Origin of the sequence: Sorangium sp. So ce836 (assembly GCF_028553905.1) — a bacterium.
Lineage (GTDB): Bacteria > Myxococcota_A > Polyangia > Polyangiales > Polyangiaceae > Sorangium > Sorangium cellulosum_D.
This window is the reverse complement of record NZ_CP102233.1, coordinates 1,791,951-1,812,370: the sequence shown is the minus strand read 5'-3', so window position 1 is coordinate 1,812,370 and position 20,420 is coordinate 1,791,951. Positions and strand designations below refer to the sequence as shown.

Below are 20,420 nucleotides of genomic sequence, written 5' to 3'. Positions count from 1 at the left end.
ACTCGCGCGGTGGCCACCGAAGCCGATCTCCTCCGCGATGTCCTCGCCGCGCCGGACGCCGACGCGCCGCGGCTCGCGTACGCCGCCTGGTGCGACGACCAGGACGACCCGGCCGTCGAGGCGCGGGGCAGCTTCATCCGCGCGCAGATCGCGCTGCTCGCGACCGACGAGGCCGCCGAGCCGGATCGCCACTTCCGCCTCACGTGCGAGGCCCGCGACCTCGAGGAGGCCCACCGCGCCGCGTGGATCGCCGCGCTGCCGCCGGAAGCGCGCGATCCCGTCTTCGACCGCGGCTTCGTCGAGCTCGTCACCCTCGACGCCCGCGCCTTCCTGCAGCACGCGGACGCGCTCCTCGCGCTCGCGCCGATCCGCCACCTGACGATCGACGCGCTCGGCGACGCGGCCGAGGAGCTCTTCGCGTCGCCGCGCCTGGTCGGCGTCCGCTCGCTCCGGCTCGACCGGGTGGGCCTCACCGACGACGACGTGGAGCGCCTCGCGGCGTCGCCGCACCTCGCCGAGCTGCGCTGGCTCTGGATCGGCAACAACCGCGTCACGCGCCGCGGCGCGGAGGCGCTCGCGGCGTCGCGGCGCCTCCCGGCGCTCGGCTACGTGGGCTTCGTCAACAACCCCTTCGACCCCTCGGAGCACCAGGGCCACGATCAGGGCATCATCGTCGATCGCTGGCTCCCGCCCGAGGGCCGCGCGCTGGAGGCGAAGTTCGGCGCGCTGCGCTGGCTCCACACCGAGGCGCGCACGCTGCTCGAGGTGGTGCCGGACCGGCTGCGCATGCCCGGCTGATCAGTACACGAGCTGGTCCGCCGCCCGGTACTGGGTGGTGAGCTTCGCGATCGGCGCGTCCCAGGACGGCTTCCAGCCCGTCCGCGCGAACTGGGCCATCCTCGCGAGCTCGCCCTTGATCTTCGCCTTGAGCGCCTCGCGGTTCTTCCAGACATCGTCGAAGAGCGCGCGGTCGGTTTGCCTCACCGCCTCTCGCGCCTCCGCGATCTTCCTGGCCAGGACCTCGTCGTCGCCCACCTGCTTCGCGAGGTTGTGCGGTTGTTTGTTCAGCGTCTTGTCGAAGCTCTTCCAGCCGTCGTACTTGCCCTCCCACCCCTCGGGCAGCGGCTCCGCCTGGCCGAGCGCGTGGCGGACGAGCGCCTTCTTCAGCTCGTCGAGCGTCACGTACCCGCTCTGCGTCTTCTTCCGGACCTCGATGATCCTCCGCGCGAGATCGACGTCCCCGAGGAGGGCCTCGAGCTCCTTCTGGGACATGGTGTTCACGTTCGTGTTCGGCGCCTTGCCGTTGCCGGGATCGAAGTAGTGGTTGGCCTCCGCCACGTTGAGGGCGGAGAACACGAACCCCACGAAGATGATCCGCCCCTGCGCCGGGAGCGTCTCGTGGTACGCGCGCATCTTCTTGACCGCGGCGTCCTCGGCGCTCACCAGCGCGGCGTTGCCGGTGGCGGCGGCGCCGAGCACGCGCACGGACTCGTCCTTGGTCTGGAGCCCGACCATCCGGCCGTCGGCGGGGGACACGATGGGGACGAGCTCCAGCATGGCCGCGATCTTCTCGGCTTGCCCCACCTCGCGGATGTCCTGCCCTGCGCAGCGGATCACCCGATCGTAGCTCCTGGCGTCCTGGATCGCCTGCGGGCGCGCATAGCTGTCGTAGAACTTGAAGGCGCCGTCCTCGAGGTCGGACACCTGCTCGTCGTAATCGCGGATCAGCGCGGGGATGGGCTGCTTGCTCATCTGGGGCGCGTTCGGCACCTTGTCGTACTTCGCGTCGGGGCTCTGCTTAAAGGTGATCCGGAGCCGCGGCGCGGCCTCCTCGACCCGGTCGAGATCGCACCCCTGGCCGAAGCGCCACTTTCGCGCCGCAGGCAGGATGACCGCGAGCTGATCGTTGCGCCCATAGGCGAAATCATCCATCCGCATCGGCTGGCCGCGCCGCTCGCTCGCGCTGGCGGCCGGGTGCTTGAGCAGGATGTCGTTGCGGCCGATGGGGAACGACTCGTGGAGCGTCTTCGTCGCGAGCCAGTCGATCCATTTGCCCGTCTCCTCGGCGCGCTCCACCATGTTGACGCCGACCCCGCCGCCGCCCATCACGCAGTAGCGCTCACCGACGTTCCAGTCGGTCTCTCGATAGAGCCCCTCGGTCCCGGAGAGGATCGACCGCCGCTTCTTCGCGTCGTCCCAGCGCTCGACCGGCTCCCAGAGCCGGGTGCGCACCGCCTCGTAGAGCTCCGACGTGACCATCGTCTCGTCCACGGCGCGCGGCTTGCCGGCGCCGGTGCAGATATCGATCTTGTCGGCGTAGAGCCAGTGGAGGTGCGCCGTCGTGTCGGCGAGGAGCAGCCGGTAGCGCGGGGAATGGTCCGGGTGCGCCAAGCGGAGCATGTCATTGAGCTCGTCCTCGTCGATGCCCTCCCGGAGGATGGCGCCGCGGGCGCTGTCGTGGAGGGCCTTCACCCCGCGCGGCACGATGGCGAGGACGCACATGGCGAGGCGCAGCAGCTCCAGCGGGCGCACCGCCGGGCCGTAGGCGGTCGCGATCCACACCCGCTTGTTCGCGCGCACGTGCTCCGCGAGCCGCGCCCGCTCGGCCCGCGTGTCCGCGGCGAACCTGGTCGAGTCGCGCGGCCCGGTGACGTCCTCTTTCCCGTCCTCGTTGGGCCCGCCGAGCACAGGCCGCTGCGCGACGCCCGGCAGGCCGAGCAGCTGGGGGAATTGCCCCATCTTGTGCTGGTTGTAATGGCTCCAGGGGTCCTCGAACCCGATGTGCAGGATCTCCGCCGGGGCGACCCGAGCCTTGCCCCACGCGCTCTGCCGCAGCGTCGTGTGGTTGACCGTCGCGGCCGTGCCGTCGCCGATGATCACGTAAGGCGGGGCCGGCCTGCGCAGCGCGTTCTGCCCCTCCCGCTCGGCGTGGGCCTCCGCCTTGTAACGGTCGTAGATCTCGGTGACGCGCTTGACGCTGCGGCTCTCCTTGTAGACGAACCCCCAGCGCTTCCCGAGCCCCGCGGCGATCGACCGGAGGACGATCAGCAGGAGCTCGCTGCTCACGGTCTTGCCGTGGTAGACGATGCTCGCGGGCTCCTTCTCGCCGTCCCCTCCGACGATCAGCAGGCCCTTGTGGTCGAGCGGCCTCGACAGCTCGGTGCTGACCTTGTTCCTGGCCTCGTTGCCGGTGACCGAGGTGCCCGCGACGGTGTCAGTGATCGTGATCTCGGTCCAGTAGATGTGCACGGCGCGCCCCTCCTCACTCCTCGTGCCTGCGCTCGATCTCCTGGAAGGTGTCGTCCTCCGGCAGCGACTCGTCGAGATCGTGCGCGGCCCGGAAGCGGGTCAGCGCGTCGGCGAAGGCGGGGCTCCGCTGCCCGTCGACCTCGCCGTGATAAAAGCCCAGGTTGGCGAGCCGAGACTGGATGCCGCGGATCTCGTCCGAGGGCTGGAGGTAGCCGAGCGCGATCGTGACGACCTCCTCTCCGCCGGACAGGAACAGCCGCGCCTGCCTCGCGTTGTTGGGGATGAACTCCTCGATGCGCCCGTCGCCGTCGGCCTTCTTGTCGTTCGGGCGGAGCTCGCCGTCGACCTCGAGGAAATACTCCTCGTTCGCGCGGGGCCTGCCCTCGTGATCGAGGAGCCGGATCCTGAGCTTGGCCGGGACCCCGCGCCGCCGGAAGGTGTGCACCTTCGCGGTCTGGCAGCTCTCCTCCCTGGGCCGCGGATCCGGAACGACCACCTTGTCGACGCCGGGGACCAGCGTGAACGGGTCCCTCCGGAGCTCGCGGAGCGCCTGGTTCTCCGGGTGATCCCAGAGCGTCTGCCAGAAGAACCCGTTCTCGTAGGCGATGCTGGTGAAGCAATCGCCCACGCGGACGCGATGCGCCTTCATGCCCGCCCCCGCGCAGCAGGGGGCGTCGCCGGGCGGCGCCCGGGCGCAGCGCCGCCCTCCACGCCCACGCCCCGCTGAAGGCCCATCCCATCAAAAGACCAAAGGGCCCCCGGGAAGTCAAGCGCCCGGCCCGCTCGACAGCCGGCGCGGGCGGCGCGCTGGCCGCGCGCATTGCCCCCTTCGCCGGACTTCCTCAGCGGCTCGTGTGGCGGCGAGGCCATCGCGCGCCGTCGTGCCGGCGCGCCTCAGGTGGGCGGCTGCGACGCCGGCGCGCCTCCTCCGCCGAGCGCGTCGGCCAGCGCGGCGGCGGCGGCGGCGGCGAAGGCGTCGAGCGTGGCGGGCTCGGTCCAGCGGGTGGCCTCGCGGGCGTCGAGCGCGTGGTGGGTCTCGATGAGGATGGAGGGCATGGCGGGGCGGCGCAGGACGAAGATCCGCTGGTCCTGGGGCCGCCGATCCACGAAGACGCCCGGCTGGGCGGTATCCGGCGCGTACAGGCCGCTGTACGCGGCGCCGCCGTAGGGCAGCAGGCCGGCCTCCTCCATGCGCCGCGCGAAGGCGCGCGCCAGGGCGAGCCGGCGGGCGCCGAGGGCCGGGTCCCCCTCGTCGGACCAGAGCACCGCGAACCCCGGCGCAGCGAGGCTGAGCGGGCACGAGCGGCCTTCTGCGGGCGACCACGTGTCGATCCTGCCGCGCACGTCCGAGTGCAGGCTGACGAACGCGTCCGCGCCCCACCGGGCGGCGTCCTCGACGCGCTCCGCGTAGGGCAGCGGCCGGTCGCCGGTCCTCCCCACGCGCGCCTCGAAGCGCCCGGTGGCGTTGAGCCGCTCGGCGAGCGCGCGCGCCGCGGAGAGCGTGAACTCCTGCTCCTCGACGCAGAAGCAGGACACGTTGCCGGTGTTGCCCGGGGCGCCGTGGCCCGCGTCGAGGTAGATGCGGCGGACCCCGAAGTCGGGCGGGAACACGGCGGAGGGGGCGACGACGCGGGCGCCCGGGAAGGGCCACCCGCTCGGCGCGATCGGGAGCTTGAGGGCGCGCCGCGCCGCGATGTCGCGCGGGAGGCCGGGGGCGAGCGCCCGCGAGAGGGCGGCGGCGCCGGCGGCGCCGGCGAGACCGAGGACGAGCTTCCTGCGCGAGATCACCGCGGCCCCGCTTGCTATCAAAGGCGGGGCGCGGCGTCAGGTTCTCGGCAAACCAGCGCGCGGGAGACCGCGCTACTGGGCCGACGTGTAGCAGACCTCGAGCTTCGGCCGGACGGCGACGTTCGCTTGCTCGCTCGACCGGATGTCGGTCCGGCCGTTCACGTCCTGGAGCGCGATGCCGTAGTTCGGCTGGGCTCCATCCACCCACGTCTGGACGAGGGCCGCCACGTCGGCGGTCGCGACGGCGTCCGCGGCGACCGCGGAGATGGTGGCCGCGACGGCCGCGTTGTACCCGGGGAAGTTGCCTGCGTGGACGGTCGACTCCTGCCAGGGGCCGTTCACGCGGTGCAGCTCGATGGTGCTGGCGCTCGCCTTCCACGCGTGGGAGAGCGAGAGGGTCGCTGAATCGACGTCGGCTCCCGCCGGGATGAACGACAGATCGAAGGCCAGCACGCCGATCTGCGGGCCCTCCGGCAGCGTGTTCAGGACGACGTACGGGTAATCGCCGTAGGGCCACGAGACGCCGGGCTGGATATGCGCGTCCGCCACGCTCCCGTTGGTGCCGCGCTGCACGACGACGCACTGCGACTGGACCGGGGGCTCGCAGGCGTTGCCGATGCCGTCGTTGTCGGTGTCGGCCTGGGAGGGGTTGGGCACCGCCGGGCAGTTGTCGCACGAGTCGAAGACCCCGTCCTGATCCGTATCGGCGGCGACCACGGTGACCCGATCGAGGAGCGTCCCCTGGCCGTTCGAGATGCCCAGATCGTTGAACTGGAGGCGCGTCGTCGCGCCGGAGGCCACGAGGGTATAGGTATAGTAGACCCACGCGGAGCTGGCGGTCGTGAGCGTGGCGACCGACTGGCCGCCCCAGACGACGCCGAGCACGTTCTGGTTCGCGCTGGTGCCGGGGCGCGCGGCGAAGGCGAACCGGAGCTGGTACGTCACCCCCGGGATGGTGGTGAGGTCCTGGTAGATGCCGCTCGAGTTGCTGGCGTCCAGCTCGACGTGCTGCTCGCCGTGCGCGGGGCTCATGCCGTTCGAGTGGTCATGGATCTGGATCTGTCCATAGGCGGCCTGCCAGCCTTGAATCGAGCTGTAGATCGACGAGTTGCCGCGCGTCACGTTCGGCGCTTCGAAGCTGCCGTTCGTGACGATGTCGCCGGAGGGCAGCACCGAGCAGGAGACGAGCGCCGCCGCGCCCTCGCCGACGGCTTCGTCGTTCCCGTCATGCGGCTCGGCGGCCGCCATGCAGCCGGAGATCATGGAGGCGAGCACGAGCACATAGATCGACGGATAGGTGGTTCTCATGAGAGAGCTCCTCGTTGCGGCGCCGGCATAGCGGCGCCGCGCCGTGCGGCGAGCTGCCGCACGCTATGGTTTGAAAAATGTATTTACAAATCGCAAACGATGCTGATAAACTGTTACGTTTGCCGCGCAGACGGGTCGACGTAAGCCGTTATTCGTCAACCAGCGCGCGCGGCACGACGGTACGACGGGACGGCCGCTGCGAGGCGCTCGCCTCCCGGATCGTGGCCGACCTCGAGCCGTCTCGACCGAGGAGGCCCGCGTCCCCCTGGAGGAGGACCACTGGCCTGGCGATCGATGGACGGAGTCGGACGAGCGCGATCACGAGCGATTCTTGCAACTGCCAGCCGAGGCGCTGTCTTCGTTATATCATGAAATGGGCGAACGGATCATCATCATTCGCACCCGGTGTGCAGATCGACCGACGTCGCTCAGCCTTGCCCAGCCTTGCTCGGCCTTGCTCGGCCTTGCCCAGCCTTGCTCGGCCTTGCCCAGCCTTGCTCGGCCTTGCCCAGCCTTGCCCCACCCCGTCCTGGTTTCATGCGAAATCGAACCACAGTGGGCACAGAGGGCACAGAGGGAAGAGGAGAGAGAACAATTTAAGAGAGATATAATTTTCCAATCTCTCCTCTGTGCCCTCTGTGCCCTCCGTGGTTCCACTTCTCCCCAGCACGGGACCTCGCTCGCGAGCCCCGCCTCGACCGCGCCGGAGAAGAAGCCGAAGAACGCCGCGTTGACGCGTTGACAAACGGGGCGCGCGCTCCGATCGTCGAAACCGGAACGACCGTTCCGGTTTCATGCGAAGAGAGGGCGATGGACGAAGGAAGAGATTCTCGCGCGCGGTGGACCGAGGCCGACATCCCCAGCCAGGTGGGCCGAGTCGCGGTCATCACGGGCGGAAACACCGGCATCGGCCTCGAGACGGCCCGGGCGCTGGCGGAGCGCGGGGCCACGGTCGTGCTCGCGTGCCGCGACATGGAGAGGGCCGGCGCCGCGGTGGCGCAGATCGAGGCCCGCGCCCCGGGCGCGGCCGTGCGCGCCGTGCGCCTCGACCTGGGCTCGCTCGCGTCGGTCCGCGAGGCCGCCGGCGAGCTCCGGGCCGCGTACGACCGCATCGACCTGCTCGTCAACAACGCCGGCGTGCTGTCCTTCAAGCGCGAGGTCACCGCCGACGGCTTCGAGCTCCAGCTCGGCGTGAACCACCTCGGCCACTTCGCCCTCACCGGCCTCCTGCTCGACCGGCTGCGCGGCGTGCCCGGCTCGCGCATCGTGACGGTGGCCAGCATCGCGCACCGTCAGGGCGACATGGACTTCGACGACCTGCAGTGGGAGCGGGCGTTCCGGGGGTTCCCCGCGTACGGGCGGTCCAAGCTCGCGAACCTGCTGTTCACCTACGAGCTCCAGCGCCGGCTCGCCGCGGCCGGCGCGAAGACGATCGCGCTCGCCGCGCACCCCGGCGGCTCGAACACCTCGATCGTCCGCGGCGCGCCCGGCTGGATGCGCGCCCTCAGCAAGATCGCCGAGCGGCTCCAGCTCGGGCAGAGCGTCCCGATGGCCGCCCTCGCGTCGCTCCGCTGCGCCGTCGATCCGGGCGCGCGGGGCGGCGAGTACTACGGGCCCCCGGGCCGCTTCGGGATGACCGGCTTCCCCGCGCGCCTCGAGTCGAGCGCCCGCTCCCGCGACGAGGTCGCGCAGCGCCGCCTCTGGGAGGAGTCCGAGCGGCTCACCGGCGTGACGTACGCCCTCTGACGAGGACGAGGCGCCCGTCGACCGACGGATGGAACGCGGTGAGGCCCGCTCACCCCTCGCCAGCGCTCCGCTCCCGGAGCGGCAAGAGCAGCCCGAGGAAGGCGACCGAGATCGCGGTCCCCAGGGCGAACAGCCCCGCATAGCCGAGCCGCTGGGCGAGGGTGCCCGACAGCCACACCGCGGGCGACTTCCCGAGCACCTCGACGCTCGCCAGCAGCGTGTAGTGCGTCGCGCCGACCGAGCGCCGGACGCGCGACATCATGAAGGCGAACACCGCGGTCGTGAGGGCGCCGCCGAAGAGGTGCTCGGCGACGGTGACCGCGATGACGGCCCCGGCGGTGGGCGGGCCCGCCACGGCGAGGGTCCACTCGCCGGCCATCGCGGCGGACCGGAGCGCCGAGGTCACGCCGACGGCGGCGAGCAACGGCAGGCGCTGCGCGAGGAGCCCGCCCGCGAGCGAGCCGGCGATCGAGGCGACGAGGCCGTACGTGCCCACCCAGAGGCCGATCTGGTGCGGCGGGAAGCCGGCGTCGACGAGGAAGGGCTTGAACATCATGTCGACCATCGCCTCGCCGAGCTTGTAGGTCCCGAGGAACGCGACGACCCAGAGCGCGCCCGGCGCCCGCAGGGCGACGGCGACCGTCGCGAGCACCTCGCGCAGCGAGCGGCGCGCGCGCGCCTCGACCTCGCCCGCGGGGGGCTCGCGCAGCGCGAACGAGGCGAGCACCGAGGCGAGGACGAGCGCGGCCATCGCGCCGAACTGGCCGCGCCAGCCGATCCACGCGCTCGCCCAGACGAGGAGCCCGCCGGCGGCGAGCATGCCGACCTTGTAGCCGACCACCTGCGCCGCGTTCGCCAAGCCGAGCTCGCCGTGCCCGAGCAGGTCGATCGCGAGCCCGTCGACCGCGATGTCCTGGGTGGCCGCGAGCAGGTTCATGAGGAAGACGAGCGCGAGCAGGGCGCCGAGGTGGCGCGACGGCGGGACGAACGCCGCGGCCGCGCACGTGAGCGACAGCAGCACCCCGAGCGGCAGGATCCACGAGCGGCGCCGGCCGAGCCGCTCCCACCCGAAGCGGTCGACGAGCGGCGCCCAGAGCGCCTTGGCGACCCAGGGGACCGCAAGCGCCCCCGCGAAGCCCACGCCGGCGAGGGAGACGCCGCTCGCCCGCAGGAAGACGGGCAGCGCCGTCGCCTGGAAGCCGAACGGGATGCCCTGAGCGAAGTAGAGTGCGGCGAGGGCGGCGATCTTGCCGGCGGACGTTCGGTCTGCCACGACCGACAATCGTAACCGAGCGGACGAGCTTCGGTCGCGCCAAACGCGGATGCTGGCGTAGATCTCGATCCGGCGGCGAGCGCGCCGCGCCGACCTCGATGAGCACGCAGCACCGACCTCGATGAGCGCGCCGCGCCGACCTCGATGAGCGCGCCGCGCCGACCTCGATGACCACGCAGCGCCGACCTCGATGACCACGCAGCGCCGACCTCGATGACCACGCAGCACCGACCTCGATGAGCACGCAGCACCGACACACCACGTTGGCCGACCGGGCGAGCCCGCGCCGATGATCGCCGACATGTTCTCGCCGCGATCGCTCGCGCCGGCGGGCGCGGTCCGGGTGCGGTGGCTGGGCACGGCGGGGTTCGCGGTCGAGCACGCGGGCGCGGTGGTGCTCATCGATCCCTACCTCACGCGCGCCTCGCTCCGCCGTTGCGTGCTCGGCCGGCTCGCCCCCGACGCGGCCGCCGTCGCGCGCCACGCGCCGCGCGCCGACGCCGTGGTCGCCGGTCACACCCACTTCGATCACGCGCTCGACATCCCGGCGATCGCGCTCCGCACGGGGGCGACCGTCTTCGGCTCGCGCTCCGCGGTGGCGCTCTGCCGCGCGTCCGGCGTCCCCGCGGCGCGCGTGCGCGACGTCGAGCGCGCGCCGGGCGGCCAGCCGGTCGTCGCCGAGGTCGGCCCGTTCCAGCTGCGCTTCCTCCCGAGCGCCCATTCCCGCCTGCTGCTCGGCCGGGTCCCCTTCCCCGGCGACATCTCCGATTGCGACGAGGTCCCGCTCCGGGCCGAGCGCTACCGGTGCGGCGCCGTCTTCGCCGTGGAGATCCGGGTCGCGGGCCGGCGCATCGTCCACCTGGGCAGCGCGGAGCTCGTCGAGGCGGGCCTCGATTGCAGGGAGCCCGACCTGCTCCTGCTCTGCGTCGCCGGCTGGACCGCCTCGCGCGACTTCCCCGAGCGCGTCGCGCGCGCCCTGTCGCCGCGCGCGGTGCTCTTCTCGCACTGGGACAACTTCTTTCTGCCCCTCGATCGCCCCGCCGTCGCGCTGCCCGCGATGCAGGGAGAGCGCCTGGCAGAGCGCCTCGGCCGGGCGGCGCGCGACGTCAAGATGGGCGTGCTGCCGCTCCTCGGCGAGGTGTGGATCTAGCGCCGGTGGCACGGAGCCCGGCCGCCCGCCGTCACATCGAGTCGAGCACCGCGACGCGATTCTGGGACGAGGTGCTGAGCGCGCAGGGTGCACCGCGACCTGCGATCGGGTCGCTTCGACGCGCCGGCTGGGGCGCTGAGGCTACAGCCCGAACACCCTGACATCGCTGCGGCTGCTGGCGTGATGGGGCCAGCAGGCGATCTCGCCGCTCGCGAGGGCGGCGCAGGCCTCTTCGTAGCCGACGGAGACGTGAACGGCCTCGCCGATGTCGATCTCCGACGGGGTTGCGTTCGCGGAGGCCCACCAGCAGACGACCCTGCCGCCCTGCCGGAGCGCGCAGGACAAATTGTACCCGGCGCTCACCTGGATCGCATCGTCGAGCCCGGGCACCTGGTGCGGCCCACGGGCGCCGTCGGCCCGCTGGTAGCGATCGCTCCAGCAGAGGACCTCGCCCGATGCGAGGCGGGCGCAGTCGTGCGCCCAGCCGGCCGAGATCTCGACGGCGCCTTCGACGCCCTCGACGCCCACGGCCGTCACCGCCTCCCCACCGGAGGTGAGCCACCCCCAGCACGCCACCTCTCCGGTGGCCCGCAGCGCGCAGGTGTGATCGATGTTCGCCGCGACCTGCACGGCGTCGTCGACGCCGGTGACGGTGACCGGAACCTGCGTCACGCCGATGCCATAGGCGTCCTCGACGTGCTCGACGCCGAGCACCGGCGCGGGGGACGGGCCGCCCCAGCAGACGACCTTGCCCGAGCCGAGGACGCCGCAGACGTGGTGATGACCCGAGGAGAGCTGGACGACGCCCTCGACCCCCGGAAGCTCGAGGGGCACCGCGCTGGATGCCCCGACGGGAACGGCCTGCCCGAGCTGCCCGTAGTGGCTGAGGCCGAGGCAGGAGACGCGCCCGCCAGCATGGAGGAAGCACATCTGCTCGACCAGGCCAGACGCAGCGACGATATCGTCGAGGCCCGGCTGCTCGACCGGACCGGCCAGGCGGGTCCCCAGCACGAATCCGTCCCACCAGCAGAAGGCCTTTCCGGAGGCGGAGGCGGCGCATTTCGGAGCGCCCTCGGCGATGCGCACGGCGCACTCCGCAGCGGAGCAGGAGGGAGCCGGCGGCGGGTCGGGAGGTGCGCCGCCCGAGCCAGTCGAGGCAGCGTCCTCGCCGCCAGCACCGGCGCTGCCGGTCTCCGGGACGGCAGGACCGCCGCCGGTCTCCAGGACGGCAGGACCGCCGCCGGTCTCGGCGATGGCAGGACCCCCGCCGGTCCCGGCGATGGCAGGACCGCCGCCGGTACCGCCCGAGGTGTCGTGCGGGGCGATCTCGACGTAGCCGCAGGCGGCGAGGGCGGCGGGGAGAACAACGATATAGAGGAGAGGGGTGACGATGGCGCGGCGCATGGGATCCTCCGTCGGCGGGCGTCGTTGCCGGACGGAGGGACTATGGAGGCGGACGGCGGGGGTGCTCCTTAATGAGGCCTTAAAGCAGCGCCGGGCGCCCTGAGCGCGGAGTCCCGGCCTCTCGAGCTCACGCCCGTCGTGCCACGCCCGCGTGGCCTCTGCTTTGCTAGAAGCGCCTGCCACGATGACGAGGCGCGCCGAGACGATCGCCAGCGCACCTGACGATGCGGGACGGCTCGTCGCGCCGCTGCACGGATCCGAGCAGCTTTGCGCCGCCGCTGCTGCTGGAGCAGCAGCTTGACCCGCAGGTTCGCCGCCGGCGTCACCGCGCGACATCCATTTTCGCTCGGCAACCGTGTCCATGCTCGTAGACATGCCGTCGCTCGATAGATTGCGAGGGACGCCAACCGGAAGGGAACTTTGCATGAAGTCCTTGTTGAGATTGCTCGCCCTGGTGCTCGCGCCGCTCGCCATTGCGCTGAGCGCCCGGGCCGCCGAAAAGCCCAGCGAGATCCGCGTGGCCAACCCCGGCGTGGGCGTCGGCAACCGCCCGGTGGTGGGGGGCTCGGCCTGGTCGCTGCTCAACCTGCGCGGCGCGCTCGAGAGCGAGTTCAAGAGCGACGGCGTTCCGGTGCGCTGGAGCTTCCTGCGCGGCGCCGGACCTGCCGTGAACGAGACGTACGCCAACGGGCTGACCGATTACTCGCTGCTCGGCGATCTGCCCTCGATCATCGGCCGCGCCGGCGGCCTGAAGACGCGCATCCTCGCGAGCGGGCCGAAGACGAACCTGTACATCGCCGTGCCCGCGGACTCGCCGATCCAGAGCATCAAGGATCTCAAGGGCAAGCGCTTCGCGGTGTTCAAGGGCACCTGCCTGCAGCTCTCGGCGGCGCGCATCCTCGAGGCCCACGGGCTCAGCGAGCGCGACGTCCGCGCCATCAACATGGATAACGCGACCACAAAGGCCGCCCTGGCCACCAAGGACGTCGACGCCGCCATCGGTCTCACCGATCTGCTCGCCCAGCGCGATCAAGGCCTCGTGCGCATCATCTATTCGACCAAGGGCGACCCCCGCTACACCTGCAACAGCACCATCATCGGCTCGGACGATTTCATCCGGAAGTACCCCGAGGTCACCAAGCGCGTGGTGCGACAGTACGTCCTTGCAGCCAAATGGCTCGCGGATCAGGAGAAGGACCTGACAGAGGCGTACCGCCTCTGGGCGCGCTCCGGCACGCCGTTCGCGTCGTTCAAGGAAGACTGGGCTGGCGAGTCCGCGCGCGAGAAAGACAGCCCGCTCGTGGACGCGTACGTGATCGCTCGCTACAAAACGAGCATCGCGGACGCCAAGCGCCTGGGCTTGATCCGCGCGACGTTCGACTTCGAGCCCTGGGTCGACCGCAGCTTCCTCGATCAAGTCCTGAAAGAGGAGAAGCTCGAAGGTTTCTGGAAGCCCCGCCCGGCGCCCTGACAGCGCCTCGCGCTCGACGCGAAGCTGCCGGGACAGGCAGACCGAATCGCCGCTGCCAGCTGTCGCGCGCGGCGCTGGCGGCGCCCGGCGAACGGCGTACACTGACGCTCCGCTATGACGGCCAACGACGACATCGTGGTGATCGTGCGCGAGCTGGACGTGGTGGTGGAGCGCGCCGGCGGGCTGTTCCTCGGCCGGCGCCACGCCCTCCCGCCGTTCGCCGATCCGCCCGTGTTCCTCGGCAGGTTCGAGGATCGCGGCTGGTACGCGGCGCGCGCTCGGCCCGACGTCGAGCTCCCGGCCGAGCTCGCGTTCGCGTCGGTCCGCTCCCTGTTCTCCGAGCTGCCCGAGCCCACGCTGAACATCCTGGGGCGCGCGCTCGCCGGCGTCGAGTTCGCCGAGACGCACCGCCACTGCGGGCGCTGCGGAGCAGCCACCGAACCGGGGCCGTCGGCGTCGGACGATCGCGAGCCCAGCGCCGGTGAGCAGACGCGGCGCTGCCCGCGCTGCGGCTTGAGCGTGCACCCGCGGATCGCGCCCGCCGTGATCGTGCTGGTGGAGCGCGAGGACCGCGTGCTCCTGGCGCGCAGCGCGCGCTTTCCGCCCGGGCGCTTCAGCGCGGTGGCAGGCTTCGTGGAGATCGGCGAGTCGCTCGAACAGGCGGCCGCGCGCGAGGTCGGCGAGGAGGTCGGCGTTCAGATCCGCGATCTGACGTATTTCGGCAGCCAGCCGTGGCCGTTCGGTCGCTCGCTGATGATCGGCTTCTCGGCCACGTACGCCGGCGGCACGCTCACGCCGGACGGCGTCGAGATCGTCGAAGCCGACTGGTTCCCACGCGACCAGCTGCCCGACCTCCCGCCCAAGGTCAGCATCGCGCGCCGCCTGATCGACGCCTTCGTCCAGCGCCCCTCGCCGCGGTCCTGAGCGAGGCCCGCGCGGCGCGCCGAGAGAACAGCGCCGCCTCCGGCGCTCCCTATTTCACGGCCTGCTCGTTCGCGTAGGGGTTGAACTCGTTCGTGTAGAGGCGGCTCAGGGCGATCTCACCCGGCTTGAGCTCGCCGCCCTTGACCATCCAGTCGAGCCAGATCTGAAAATCGCGCTCCGCGATCAAGCCGCCCTTGCCGGCGACGCCGTAGCTGCGCCAGAACCGGATGGCCGCGTCCTCCTCGTTCCGGCCGCGCTTCTTCATCAGCGCGACGAAGCGCTCCACCACCGTCTCGCGCGGGGTATTCCGGGCCCACTCGATGGCCTTGGCCGTCGCCTCGACGAAGCGCCGCACGGTCTTGGGATTGTCCTTGATGAAGCTGGTCTTCATCACATAGCTGCCCGCGGTGAACTTGCCGTAGAGCTCGTAGTCCGAGAACAGCGCGCGGAGGCCGCCGCGCTCGAGCGCGCGATCCCGGTAGATGTCGCTGAGCGACGCCACGTCGACCTGCTTCTCGCGGAGGAGCTGCTCGCCGTTCACGGGGGGGACGACGAGCAGCGTGATGCGCCGGGCTTCGTCCAGCGTCATCTGGTTTCGCGACAGGAACTCCTTGACCATGAACTCGCTGTGAGCGCCGAGCGTGTTCATGGAGATCGACTTGTCCAGGAGGTCGCGCGCGGCGCGCAGCGGGCTGTCTTCCAGCACGTAGAAGCCGCTCTGGCGCTGCTCGTCGACGCCGTAGTAGCCCGCGACGGCGATGATGGGCGCCTTGGCCGCGATCAGCTTGATGATGGCGCCGTTGAAGGCGCCGCCGAAGTCGGTGTCCCCGGTGACCACGGCCTGCACGCTCTGCGGGCCGCTCACCGTGCTCCCGATGAAGTTCAGGCGGATCGGCGCGAGGTAACCGAGATCCTCCGCGAGCTCGATCGGCGACACCGTGCCGTTGTTGCCCTGATACCGGAGCTCGAGCGTCTCGAACTCGCCCTCCGGTCCGGCGGCGGAGGCGCGCGACGCCTCGTCGCGCGAGCAGCCCGCCGCGCCGCACAGCGCCAGCAGGAGGAGCAGGAAGATCACAGGCGACGCGGCGCGGAGCAGGCCAGGCCGGACGGGACGCGGAGGAGCCACGTCCGCAATATTGGACAAGTATCCGTTCAAATGCAAGCATCCCCGGACAAGCATGTCCTCCAGTCCCTCGCCCGCCTCTTTCCGTGTGGCCGTGCTCGACGACTACCAGCGCGTGGCGCGCTCGCTCGCGCCGTGGGACGCGCTGGGCGCGGACGTCGAGGTCGAGTTCTTTCACGATCACGTGGCCGACGCGCGAGCGCTCGTGAGCCGGCTTTCGCCGTTCGACGCCATCGTGGCGATGCGCGAGCGGACGCCGTTCCCGCGCGCGGTGCTCGCCGAGCTCCCCAGGCTGCGCTTGCTGGTCACCACCGGCGCGCGCAACGCCGCCATCGACGTGGACGCCGCGCGCGAGCTCGGCGTGGTCGTGTCCGGCACCGGAGGCCTGCCCTACCCCCCGGCCGAGCTCACCTGGGGCCTGCTGCTCGCGCTGGCGCGGAACATCCCGCGCGAAGATCGCGCGGTGCGCGCCGGCGAATGGCAGACGAGCCTGGGAATCGGCCTGTCCGGCAAGACGCTCGGGCTGCTCGGCCTCGGCCGCCTCGGCGCGCAGGTCGCCCGCGTCGCGCTCGCGTTCGGCATGCGCGTGACCGCCTACAGCCAGAACCTCACGCGCGAGCGCGCCGCCGAGCACGGCGCCACGCTCCTCCCGCTCGACGAGCTGTTGGCGGGCGCCGACGTGGTCAGCATCCACCTGGTGCTCTCCGAGCGGACGCGCGGGCTGCTCGGGGCGCGCGAGCTCAACCTGCTCAAGCCCGGCGCGCTGCTCGTGAACACCTCACGCGGGCCGATCGTCGATGAGCGCGCGCTGATCGAGGCGCTCACGAGCGGTCGGCTCGCGGGCGCGGCGCTCGACGTGTTCGACACCGAGCCGCTGCCCGCGGAGCACCCGCTGCGCCGGCTGCCGAACACCGTGCTCACCCCGCACCTCGGGTACGTCACCGAGGAGACGTATCGCATCTTCTACTGCGACGCGGTCGAGGACATCGCCGCGTTCCGCGCCAACCAGCCGGTGCGCGTGCTCTGACCTGCGAGCGCCCGTCTACGGCGACCTCGAGCGGTGGCTCGATACCCACGCACACCTGTTCCAGAGCGACGCTGGCGCTACAGCCCGAACACGCGGACATCGCCGCCGTCGCGCCAGGACCAGCAGGCGATCTCGCCGCTCGCGAGGGCGGCGCAGGTCTCGTCGTAGCCGACGGAGACGTGAACGACCTCCCCCGTGTCGATCTCCTGCGGTGTCGCCGTCGAGGAGGCATCCCAGCAGACGAGCCTGCCGCCCTGCCGCACCGCGCAGGTCCGGTTGTACCCGGCGCTCACCTGAATGGCATCGTCGACCCCGAGCACGTGGATCGGCTCGCGGGCGCCGTCGTCTCCCTGGGTGTCGCCGCCCCAGCAGACCACCTTGCCCGACGCGAGGCGGGCGCAGTCGTGCGTCCAGCCGGCCGTGATCTCGACGGCGCCCTCGACGCCCTCGACCTTCACGGCCGTCACCGCCTCCCCACCGGTGGTGAGCCATCCCCAGCACGCCACCTCTCCGGTGGCCCGCAGCGCGCAGGTGTGATCGACGCTCGCCGCGACCTGCACCGCGTCGTCGAGGCCGGTGACCGCGATGGGGGCCTGCGTCTGCCCGACGCCCTCGACGCCGAGCACCGGCGCGGGCGACGGGCCGCCCCAGCAGATGACCTTGCCCAAGCTGCGGACGCCGCAGACGTGGTGATGACCCGAGGACAGCTGAACGACGTCCTTGACGTCCCGCAGCATGAGCGGCTCCGCGCTGGACACGCCGACGGGAACGGCCTGCCCGAGCTGCCCTTCGTGGCTGAAGCCCTGGCAGGAGACGCGCCTGGTTGCGTGCAGGAAGCACATCTGCTCGGCCAGGCCAGACGCAGCGACGATATCGTCGAGGCCCGGCCGCTCGACCGGACCGCCGGTCAGGCGCTCTTCCAGCATGACGCCGCCCCACCAGCAGAAGACCTTTCCGGAGGCGGCGACGGCGCACTTCGGCGCGCCCGCCGCGACGCTCACGGCGCATTCCGCGGCGGTGCAGGAGGGCGCAGGCACCGGGTCGGGAGGAGCGCCGCCCGAGCCGGTCGGGAAAGCGTCCTCGCCGTCGGCACCGGAGCCGCCGGTCCCCACGACGGCAGGACCGCCGCCGGTGGCGCCAGGCGTGTCGTACGGGACGATCTCGACGGAGCCGCAGGCGGCCAGGGCGGCGGGGAGCGCGACGGTAGAGAAGAGAGGAGCGACGATGGAGCGGGGCATGGGTTCCTCCGTGCGGCGGGCGTCTCCGCCGAACGGAGGAACTATGGAAGCGGCCGGCGGGGGCGCTCCTTAAGGAGACCTTAAAGCGATGCGGGCCCCGGCGTGCCTATCGCCGTCGGCTCACGGAGCGAGCGCCTTCTTGTCGAGGCGACCGAAGTCCCAGACCACGGAGGAGCCAGGACCGTAGTCGACCGTCACCGGCTCCTGCGCGGCGATGCGGTCGAAGGCGGCGCGCGGGAGCACGAACTGGACGGTGTGGAGATCGCCGTTCGGATGGCGCGCTCGGATGCTCCGCTCGGCGCCGACGGTGAGCACCAGGCCCGTGGCGCGGAGGTCGAAGAACTCGGCGCTGGTGAGCGTGAGCTCGACGGCGTCGGGGCCGCTGATCTTCATGCTCTTGATGGCGTTGCCGGCCGTGATCCGCCGCGGCTCGGGGGCGGTCGCGCCGGCGGAGCGCGCGATGGACATGGGCGGCGCCGCGCTCGACGCGGCGGGGGCGAGCCGCGCCGCAGCCGCCGGCGCTTCGGTGGTGGCGCGCGTCGCGCGGAGGTTCGCCACGAACAGGCTGTTTCCGTCGAGCGGGGTGGTGAAGGTCAGCCGGGCCCCGCGCACCGACCCGAGCGTGGCGCCGGTGAACAAGGACAGCGGGATGCGCGCGGTCGGCAGCGTGCTGCCGCCGCGCGGCGGCGAGCCGAGCTCCAGATAGTCGTCGATGGCGACGGCGCTCGATCGGCTATCGTCGGCGTTTACGAGCTCCACAAGGAACGACGCCTCGGTCGGGTCGGAGCCCCAGCCGCGGTCGGCGCGGAGATCGAGATAGTCGTACCCCGTGAGATCGAAACCCGTGCCGACAGGGGACCAGTTCGACTGGAAGAACGTCGAGCTGCCCTCGGCCACGTCGTGGATCCAGGCGACCGAGTGCGAAGGGTCGTGTCCGCTCAGGGCGATGTGCTCCACCGAAATGGTGCCGCCGGTGGTGTTCGGCAGGCCGTAGGAGCTCGTGCCGGTCGGGCTGATGAAATCCTCGAGCAACAGGCTGTCGGTGGAGTCGCCGCCGGTGTGATAGCCGCGGCGAACGCGGTACGGGACGTTCGGGAACGGGAAGGCCGGGTCGAACAGGGCGTTCGCGGCCTCGTCGCGGTCCTCGCCCACGTTCGCGGTGAAGAAGGAGACGGCCGCGAGGCGACCCGTCTCGCGCTGCGCCGGCGACCCGTACTCGAGCGGGTCGAAGAGCTCCTCGTGGTCGATGCAGCCCGTGATCCCGCCGGTGTTCCCGTCCGCGAGCTGCCACTCGCTGTTGTAGTAATTGTGGTTGGCGCCCCAGACATGATAGAAGGACTTGAAGAGGGGCTCCGGCTCGGGGATGCTCATCATGCGATCGAACGGGCGCAGCCCGGGCAGATCGCTCAGGTCCCAGTCGCAGGCCGGCAGGATCACGTTCCAGGCCGTCTGGTCGGCGTTCAGGCGCTGGCCGTTCTGGCCCTGATCGGTCGGGCCGATCTCGAAGATCCCGCGGATGCTCACCGGGCTCTCGATCAGGGCGGGCCACGGGCTGCCGCTCCGGCGGTATTCGTTGTAGGCGAACCGCACGGCCTCGCCGCCGCGCGAGTGGCCCATCAAGCCGACCTGATCGAAGTCGATGCGATCGTGCAGATCCACGCCGAGCTCCGTGGGGGTCGTCTCGGCGCCGCTGTCCCAGCGGCTCAGCCGCTCCAGGTGGCGGAGCAGCAGGCGCCCGCGCGGCCCGATGACCAGCTCGTCGCTGGGCGAGCCCGAGGCGGCGTGGATGCCGCGGTTCGTGTTGATGGACACGACGAAGTAGCCGCGCGCGGCGAGATCCGTGGCGATGTAGTCGTAGCCGCGGTGGTTGGGGACGACGACGTAGTTCGCCGGGCACGTCCCGGTCGTGGCATACTGGTTGTTGTTGTCCACCCGCGGGTTTTGGCCCGTGCCGCAGGTGGGGTGGTTACCGTGCATGAACACGAGCAGCGGATACTGCCGGCCGGCCTCGAGGCTCGCCGGGCGGTAGAAGGACGCCCAGAGCTCGGTCTCGTAGTCGGGGCTGACCATGGTGTCGACCGCGGCCGGGAACTTGTACTCTGCGATCGCCACGCCGTTGCCCATCGGGGGCAGGTCGCTGCTCACCGACAGGAGGACCGGCTGGATCCCCGGGCTCGGGATGTTGGCGCAGAAGCCGAGCTGGACGTTGCCCGACGCGGGGATCGCCGCGTTGCTGCCCTGAGGGGTGACGGTGATCTGACCCGAGCTTCCGCTGAACGTGCCGTTCCAGCTCGAGAAGATGGCGCCCGCGCCGACGTCGAGGCCGACGCTCCACGTGCCCGTCGTGGCGGTCGCGTGCTGGTTGCTCACGGTGATGCTCGCGCAGTACCCCTGACCCCACTGCGAGTCGATCACGAGATCGGCGCTGATCCCGTTCGCGCCCTGCAGGGCGGCCTGCGATGTGCCGATCGGCTCCGTCGAGCCGTCGCCGCAAGCCGGCACGAGCGCCAGCGCTGCAGCGGCTACCCACATGTCCCATCTGCTCTGGAGGTTGTGCATAGATCTCACCCAAGTTGATGACAAAGCGCTCCATCGTCGCCCCCTGGTTCGGCAGGGCGACGACGCGGCCGGCCCTCGGCTCCGCGGGGGAGGCGTCGAGCGAGCGCGCACCTGGAGACGAAGATGCCCTCATGATGAGGGCGCAGGAACGATAAGCCCG

At 71.4% G+C, this 20,420-nt stretch carries 15 protein-coding genes; 6 read left to right on the top strand and 9 right to left on the bottom strand.

Annotation, left to right across the window (positions count from 1 at the left end):
- The first annotated feature begins 9 nt into the window (after nucleotides 1–9).
- The gene (locus NQZ70_RS06705; RefSeq protein WP_129573469.1) at nucleotides 10–798 is read left to right on the top strand and encodes a TIGR02996 domain-containing protein; all 789 of its coding nucleotides are present in this window, start codon (nucleotides 10–12) and stop codon (nucleotides 796–798) included.
- Here the strand turns inward: NQZ70_RS06705 and NQZ70_RS06700 are convergent, their stop codons facing one another.
- The 4 genes from NQZ70_RS06700 to NQZ70_RS06685 form a co-directional block, all read right to left on the bottom strand.
- Nucleotides 799–3,249, bottom strand: coding sequence for a hypothetical protein (locus tag NQZ70_RS06700; protein WP_129573468.1), 2,451 nt, complete (start codon nucleotides 3,247–3,249; stop codon nucleotides 799–801).
- 13 nt (nucleotides 3,250–3,262) lie between these two features.
- Nucleotides 3,263–3,898, bottom strand: a complete 636-nt coding sequence (locus NQZ70_RS06695) for a peptidoglycan-binding protein (RefSeq protein WP_129573467.1) — start codon at nucleotides 3,896–3,898, stop codon at nucleotides 3,263–3,265.
- Between the two features lie 245 nt (nucleotides 3,899–4,143).
- Nucleotides 4,144–5,037: an N-acetylmuramoyl-L-alanine amidase gene (locus NQZ70_RS06690; RefSeq protein WP_129573466.1), complete on the bottom strand. Its 894-nt coding sequence runs from the start codon at nucleotides 5,035–5,037 to the stop codon at nucleotides 4,144–4,146.
- Nucleotides 5,038–5,109: 72 nt separating this feature from the next.
- A complete protein-coding gene (locus tag NQZ70_RS06685; protein WP_129573465.1) occupies nucleotides 5,110–6,345 on the bottom strand; it encodes a DNRLRE domain-containing protein in 1,236 nt (411 codons plus the stop codon).
- Nucleotides 6,346–7,155: 810 nt separating this feature from the next.
- Here NQZ70_RS06685 and NQZ70_RS06680 point away from each other — a divergent pair.
- The gene (locus NQZ70_RS06680; protein ID WP_129573464.1) at nucleotides 7,156–8,091 is read left to right on the top strand and encodes an oxidoreductase; all 936 of its coding nucleotides are present in this window, start codon (nucleotides 7,156–7,158) and stop codon (nucleotides 8,089–8,091) included.
- A gap of 49 nt (nucleotides 8,092–8,140) precedes the next feature.
- Here NQZ70_RS06680 and NQZ70_RS06675 read toward each other — a convergent pair whose 3' ends face one another.
- A complete protein-coding gene (locus NQZ70_RS06675) occupies nucleotides 8,141–9,364 on the bottom strand; it encodes an MFS transporter (protein ID WP_129573463.1) in 1,224 nt (407 codons plus the stop codon).
- Between the two features lie 301 nt (nucleotides 9,365–9,665).
- Between NQZ70_RS06675 and NQZ70_RS06670 the strand changes: the two genes are divergently transcribed.
- Nucleotides 9,666–10,514: an MBL fold metallo-hydrolase gene (locus tag NQZ70_RS06670; protein WP_237245103.1), complete on the top strand. Its 849-nt coding sequence runs from the start codon at nucleotides 9,666–9,668 to the stop codon at nucleotides 10,512–10,514.
- Nucleotides 10,515–10,655: 141 nt separating this feature from the next.
- On the opposite strand, the gene NQZ70_RS06665 is transcribed toward NQZ70_RS06670, so the two are convergent.
- Nucleotides 10,656–11,918, bottom strand: a complete 1,263-nt coding sequence (locus tag NQZ70_RS06665) for a hypothetical protein (protein ID WP_129573461.1) — start codon at nucleotides 11,916–11,918, stop codon at nucleotides 10,656–10,658.
- A gap of 424 nt (nucleotides 11,919–12,342) precedes the next feature.
- On the opposite strand from NQZ70_RS06665, the gene NQZ70_RS06660 reads away from it, so the two are divergent.
- A complete protein-coding gene (locus NQZ70_RS06660) occupies nucleotides 12,343–13,389 on the top strand; it encodes an ABC transporter substrate-binding protein (RefSeq protein ID WP_129573460.1) in 1,047 nt (348 codons plus the stop codon).
- Nucleotides 13,390–13,503: 114 nt separating this feature from the next.
- Nucleotides 13,504–14,313: an NAD(+) diphosphatase gene (nudC, locus tag NQZ70_RS06655; protein WP_129573459.1), complete on the top strand. Its 810-nt coding sequence runs from the start codon at nucleotides 13,504–13,506 to the stop codon at nucleotides 14,311–14,313.
- Nucleotides 14,314–14,362: 49 nt separating this feature from the next.
- Here nudC and NQZ70_RS06650 read toward each other — a convergent pair whose 3' ends face one another.
- Nucleotides 14,363–15,439, bottom strand: coding sequence for an ABC transporter substrate-binding protein (locus tag NQZ70_RS06650; RefSeq protein WP_129573458.1), 1,077 nt, complete (start codon nucleotides 15,437–15,439; stop codon nucleotides 14,363–14,365).
- 52 nt (nucleotides 15,440–15,491) lie between these two features.
- On the opposite strand from NQZ70_RS06650, the gene NQZ70_RS06645 reads away from it, so the two are divergent.
- Nucleotides 15,492–16,463 carry a D-2-hydroxyacid dehydrogenase family protein gene (locus NQZ70_RS06645; RefSeq protein ID WP_129573457.1) on the top strand — a complete coding sequence of 324 codons (972 nt, stop codon included), beginning with the start codon at nucleotides 15,492–15,494 and terminating at the stop codon, nucleotides 16,461–16,463.
- Nucleotides 16,464–16,540: 77 nt separating this feature from the next.
- Here the strand turns inward: NQZ70_RS06645 and NQZ70_RS06640 are convergent, their stop codons facing one another.
- Both NQZ70_RS06640 and NQZ70_RS06635 read right to left on the bottom strand, forming a co-directional pair.
- Nucleotides 16,541–17,701, bottom strand: coding sequence for a hypothetical protein (locus NQZ70_RS06640; protein WP_129573456.1), 1,161 nt, complete (start codon nucleotides 17,699–17,701; stop codon nucleotides 16,541–16,543).
- Nucleotides 17,702–17,821: 120 nt separating this feature from the next.
- A complete protein-coding gene (locus NQZ70_RS06635; protein ID WP_165373820.1) occupies nucleotides 17,822–20,233 on the bottom strand; it encodes a cellulose binding domain-containing protein in 2,412 nt (803 codons plus the stop codon).
- Nucleotides 20,234–20,420 lie beyond the last annotated feature (187 nt).